Consider the following 1031-nt stretch of genomic DNA (forward strand, 5'->3'; position numbering starts at 1 on the left):
AGTTTCAGCGGGACGTCTACATCGTGGCGTCGCCCGCCGCCGCGGCGGCGACGCCCACGCCCGCCCCGACGCTGACCTGCCCGCCCGCGCTGCCGGTCAGCGGCCAGGTCACCGGTGCCACCACCAGCAGCCTCACCATCACCTACTGGATGCTGCTCAGCCCGCCCTGCGGCTACGACCCGCCGCTGGTCGTCAGCCTCTTCACCAGCCGCGAGGACGCCGCGCAGTGGCGCGATCCGGTGGCCGAGGCCGTGACCGGGCCGGAACGCTCGGGGACGGTGACCGTCGGCGGGTTGACCCCGGGCACCGCCTACTGGTTCCGGTTCGCCGACACCACGGGCGTCCGGGATCCGTACGTGATCGGCGGGCCGGCGCGGACGTCGTCGTCCTGCACCGCCACGGTCACGGTCGACAGCAGGTGGGGCGGCGGCTTCGTCGCCACGGTCACGGTGCGCAACGACGGGACCGAGCCGATGTCGGGCTGGCTCGTCTCCTGGCGGTGGTCCGGCGACGAGCGCGTCCAGTCGGTCTGGGGCGGCGTCGCGGAGGCGTCCGGCCAGGACGTCACGGTCCGCAACGCGCCGTGGAACGGGACGCTGGCGCCGGGTGGCTCGACGACGTTCGGCCTGCTCGTGGCGACCGGCGCGGCGCCCGGCGGCATCACGCCGGCCTGCGGGCGGTGACCGGAGCGGCCGACGGGTGTCGATTTCCGCCCACCTGGGTACCTCTTGCATGTCATGCGCGGCCTCCGCGCCTGGATCAGGAGGTGCCATCGTGAAGATCCTGTCCCGCCGGAACCCTCCGGCGTCGAATACCGATGTGAACGGCGACGGCGTCGTGGACTCCCGCGACGGGAACACCGTCGCGGACCCGTCGGCCGACCGGCCGGTGGTGACCGACCGGGACGCGACGCGGACCACGTACCGCAGCGGCGCGACCGCCAGCGAGGCGGAGCGGTCCGCCGAGGCCGACCGGGTCGCGGACGCCGACCGGGTCGAGGTCGCGGAGCGGACCGGCGAGCCGGAGCGGCG

1 protein-coding gene and 1 pseudogene are annotated in these 1031 nt (G+C 74.9%); both read left to right on the forward strand.

What is annotated here, in order from left to right:
* Positions 1-23 precede the first annotated feature (23 nt).
* Entirely contained in the window at positions 24-683 is a 660-nt protein-coding gene (locus HUW36_RS33390) for a cellulose binding domain-containing protein (RefSeq protein WP_246248454.1), read from the forward strand.
* A gap of 136 nt (positions 684-819) precedes the next feature.
* Positions 820-1031, forward strand: a pseudogene (locus HUW36_RS33395) (hypothetical protein); the annotation flags it as partial.

This window comes from Micromonospora maritima (assembly GCF_902825405.1).
In the GTDB taxonomy this organism is placed as follows: Bacteria; Actinomycetota; Actinomycetes; order Mycobacteriales; family Micromonosporaceae; genus Micromonospora; species Micromonospora maritima.